This window comes from Microbacterium sp. HMWF026 (assembly GCF_003061325.1).
Lineage (GTDB): Bacteria > Actinomycetota > Actinomycetes > Actinomycetales > Microbacteriaceae > Microbacterium > Microbacterium testaceum_E.
In genome coordinates, this window is sequence record NZ_QAJB01000099.1 from 1 (window position 1) to 3,886 (window position 3,886).

Annotated in this window: 4 protein-coding genes; 1 reads left to right on the plus strand and 3 read right to left on the minus strand. The window is 71.8% G+C overall.

Annotated elements, in window-relative coordinates:
- Nucleotides 1–54: 54 nt before the first annotated feature.
- Nucleotides 55–852, minus strand: coding sequence for an NRDE family protein (locus DBR36_RS04795; RefSeq protein WP_108317804.1), 798 nt, complete (start codon nucleotides 850–852; stop codon nucleotides 55–57).
- Between the two features lie 73 nt (nucleotides 853–925).
- Here DBR36_RS04795 and coaBC point away from each other — a divergent pair, with 73 nt between their 5' ends.
- Nucleotides 926–2,137, plus strand: a complete 1,212-nt coding sequence (coaBC, locus tag DBR36_RS04800) for a bifunctional phosphopantothenoylcysteine decarboxylase/phosphopantothenate--cysteine ligase CoaBC (protein ID WP_108317805.1) — start codon at nucleotides 926–928, stop codon at nucleotides 2,135–2,137.
- Between the two features lie 86 nt (nucleotides 2,138–2,223).
- Here coaBC and DBR36_RS04805 read toward each other — a convergent pair whose 3' ends face one another.
- Together DBR36_RS04805 and DBR36_RS17575 are read right to left on the minus strand one after the other, a co-directional pair.
- Nucleotides 2,224–2,889, minus strand: coding sequence for a peroxiredoxin-like family protein (locus tag DBR36_RS04805; protein ID WP_108317806.1), 666 nt, complete (start codon nucleotides 2,887–2,889; stop codon nucleotides 2,224–2,226).
- A 162-nt stretch (nucleotides 2,890–3,051) separates the two neighbouring features.
- Nucleotides 3,052–3,886 (minus strand): hypothetical protein (locus DBR36_RS17575; RefSeq protein WP_181373478.1); only part of this gene is annotated, 835 nt, incomplete at its 5' end.

The window sequence follows — 3,886 nt, forward strand, 5'->3', positions numbered from 1 at the left end:
CGTTAGGAGTGCGGCGCTCTATCCCCTGAGCTACGGAGGCGGGATCGTTCCAGCCTACTGCGCAGCCGGTGCCCCCGACCGTCCGGCCTCCCCGACGGTGGACGAATGACCCGGTGCACCCACCGGGGAGGAACGGATGCCGGACCGCAGACCCTCGACGAGCCCGTCGTCCCAGTCGCCCGGGGTGGCCGGCATCGCCTCGCGCACCTCGACGCCCGCGGAACCCACCGTGGCCGCGCACACGAGGAGCGATTCGAGCACGTGCTCGTCGTGCGCGTCACGCCGCAGCACCGACGACGTCGGGTCGAGCGTGGAACGCTCGACCACGCCGAGCCACGGCATCCACCACTCGGATCCGTCCGCGATCCCGGCGGAGCGGAACTCCTCGAGCCACCGCGCGATGCGCGGGGTGCCCGGGTCGTCGACCGCGTGGTGCGCAACCATGTGGATGCCCGGCGCGAGGCGGCTGCGACGGGCGGTCAGGCCATCCCACTCGACGAGGTGGGCACCGTCGGCATCCACCTCGACGAGGTTGAAGCCGCGGGTCGCCGGATGCTCCGGGATGCCGCCGCCCACCGCGTCGAGCGGGATGGCGCCTCGGCTGACGACCTCGTCATCACCGCGGCCCGAGAGGTCCTCGCGGTTGAGCAGAACGGCCAGTCGCGACGCGTCGGGGTCGACGGCCAGCCACGCACCGCCCGCGCGGTCGTCGCGGACCCCCAGGATGCCGGGCCGCTCCGGCCACCAGGGTCCCAGCCGACGCCATGGTCGCTCGCGGTCCTCGTCGCGCACGGCGAGCAGATGGACCGGTTGCGCCGGCGTCGCGGGGACGTGGATGACCACGGTGCACATTGCGTCCACGCTACCCGCGCGCCGGTGCGGCCGGGGCATCCCGATCCGCGACGCGGCCTGAAAGACTGGAGCCATGTTCGTCGTCGTGGGAGTCACCGGGGGCATCGCCGCCTACAAGAGCGTGAGCCTGGTCCGTCTGCTGGTCAAGGCGGGGCACGACGTGCACGTCGTCCCCACCGTCGATGCCCTGCGCTTCGTCGGCCAGCCCACGTGGGAGGCCCTGAGCCGCAACCCCGTGACCACCTCGGTGCACGACGACGTCGCCCGGGTGCGGCACGTCGCCCTCGGCCAGGCGGCCGACCTCGTGATCGTGGCACCCGCAACGGCCAACACGCTCGCGTCAATGACGGCGGGGCTCGCCTCCGACCTGCTCGGGACGACGCTGCTGGCCACCACCGCACCGGTGGTCGTCGCTCCCGCGATGCACACCGAGATGTGGCGCCACCCCGCGACCACCCACAACATGCGCGTGCTGCGGGAGCGCGGCATCCACGTGGTCGGTCCCGCCGACGGCGAGCTCACCGGGGGCGACACGGGACCCGGTCGCATGTCGGAACCCGAGCAGATCGTCGCCGCCGCCCTCGCCCTCGTCGAGCGTCCGCGCGACCTCGAGGGCCTGTCGGTGGTCATCAGCGCCGGGGGCACGCGCGAACCGATCGACCCGGTGCGCTTCCTCGGCAACCGCTCGAGCGGTCGACAGGGGGTCGCACTCGCGCGGGCCGCCGCGGACCGCGGGGCGCGGGTGACCCTGGTCGCGGCGCACCTCGACGCCGACGTCCGCCCCGACCCGCGGGTCGAGGTCGTGGCCGTGAGCACCGCCGACGAACTCGGAACGGCGATGGATGCCATCTCCCCCGACGCCGATGTCATCGTCATGGCCGCGGCGGTCGCCGACTACTCCGTGGCGTCGGTGTCCGAGCAGAAGGTGCGCAAACAGGACTCCCCCGGCGGACTGACCCTCGAACTGCGCGAAAACCGCGACGTGGTCGCGGGGCTCGTCGCGGCGCGTCGGGAGGGACAGACCATCGTGGCCTTCGCCGCCGAGACGGTCGCCGACGACGCGGAACTGCTCGAGCGCGCACGCGCCAAAGCGGCGAGGAAGGGCGTCGACCTGCTCGCCGCGAACGCGGTGGGATGGACCCGGGGTTTCGAGACGACCGACAACGCCCTCACGATCGTCGGTGCGGGCGGCGAGGTCGTGGCCACGGCATCCGGGACGAAGGACGACACGGCGCACGCGCTGCTCGACGCCGTTATGGCGACCCGCGGCCCCCGTCGCGACTGAGGCTGCCGGCCCTACGGGGGCGCGACGCGACAGGGTGTGCGGGGCGCGACGCTCGGCCGAGTCGGCCGCGCCACGCCCCGCGGGGTTCAGGCGTTCCCGAGGGCGTCGACGGCGCGGACGATCTCGTCGGTCTCGGTGCGGGTGGTGTAGTCGACGTGGATGTCGGCGAAGCGGATGCGCCCCTCGGCGTCGATCACGTACACCGAGGGGAAGGGAATCCGGGCGGTGTCATCGGCATTGCTGTCGGCGACGTCGAAGCCGAGCTCGGTGTGGGCTGCGCGTGCATCGGCGCTGGGCTCGGTGACGATGCCGAAGCCCTCGGCGAGCGCGTTGGCGGGGTCGGAGAGGACGGCGAAGTCGAGCGCGGCGTCGTCGGTGATCTTGGCGGATCCCTCGGGCGTCTGCGGAGAGACGGCGATGAGCTGGGCTCCGCGTTCGCGGAGGGCGGGGACGAGTTCCTGCTGGTAGGTGCGCAGGGTGATGTTGCAGTACGGGCACCATGCGCCGCGGTAGAAGACGACGACGCCGACCGCCCCGCCGAGGGCTGCGGAGAGCGAGGTGGTCTGCCCGTCGGCGGTGAGCAGCGAGGCGTCGGGGGCCTCGTCGCCGACACCGAGTGCCCCCGCGGGAATGCCGTCGGCGCGGAGGTCTTCTTGCTCGCCGGCGAAGACCCCGGCGAGTCGGTCTCCGATCTGCGCTTCGAATCCCGTGTTGAAGTCGTCGATCTGCTGGGCGATGGACGTCGTGGACATGCTTTTACTCCCGGTTGACGCGGCGTCGGGCGCCGGTTCCAGGAGCGTATGAGCGCTCAGAGGGTCGGGCTCCGCGCGCGTCACGTGACGAGACACGGCGTCACACATCGACACATCATTGCGGGCGAGGGGCCATCGTCCGACGGCCCCTCGCCCGAGTGGTCAGTACGTGTTCGAGAGGGCGAGCGCCTCGAACAGCGGGATGAGTTGGACGATCAGGACGGTCAGGAAACCGATTAGCGCGACGAGTGCGACGACGTTGACGGCGATCGCCACCCACATGGGTCCGAGACCGGCGCGGGTACGACGGCGGGCGACCACCGCCCGACCGATGATGTACACCAGGGCACTCGACATGACGATGACGAGGAAGCTCCAGGCCCAGTGGAACGGCCGTTCGACGCCGCGGGCTCGCAACTGCCGCCAGTCCAAAAAGGCGAACAGCACGGTCACCGCGTAGAAGGCGATGCTCAGCACCGAGGTGACCGCGTTGACCAGGATCGCATCGGGCGTAGGACCCAGACCGTATATCTCGGCGTAGACCGACTCCTGCAGGTAGGTCGACCAATCGAAGAGGAACAGTCCGATGACACCCAGCAGCGGAAGGAACACCAGCAGCCAGATCCACACGGTGTTCGTGGAGATGTCCGTACGCGGGGCTGCGTGGGGCGCGTAGGCACCGGTGGCTCCGGCGGCGGGGTAGGCGGAAGCACCGGGGTGCGCCGACGCAGCCGGGTAGGTGGGAGCACCGGGGTAGACGGAAGCACCGGCGTCGGCGGGAGCGCCCGGGTAGGCGGGAGCACCGGGGTGCGCCGACGCACCCGGGTAAGCGGGAGCACCGGCGTCGGCCGGAGCACCGGGATATGCCGGTGCGCCGGTGTGCGCCGGAGCGCCCGGGGAGCCGGGATACGCGGGAGCCTCAGCCGCTGCGGGAGCACCCGAGGGCACCGGGGCGTCGTGCGATGCTCCCACGCTCGCGGCGACGGCTGGATCAGCC

Excerpts from the sequence above, each read along its gene's own strand:
- DBR36_RS04795 (WP_108317804.1), bottom strand. The coding sequence starts at position 852 with ATGTGCACCGTGGTCATCCACGTCCCCGCGACGCCGGCGCAACCGGTC.
- coaBC (WP_108317805.1), top strand. The coding sequence starts at position 926 with ATGTTCGTCGTCGTGGGAGTCACCGGGGGCATCGCCGCCTACAAGAGC.
- DBR36_RS04805 (WP_108317806.1), bottom strand. The coding sequence starts at position 2,889 with ATGTCCACGACGTCCATCGCCCAGCAGATCGACGACTTCAACACGGGA.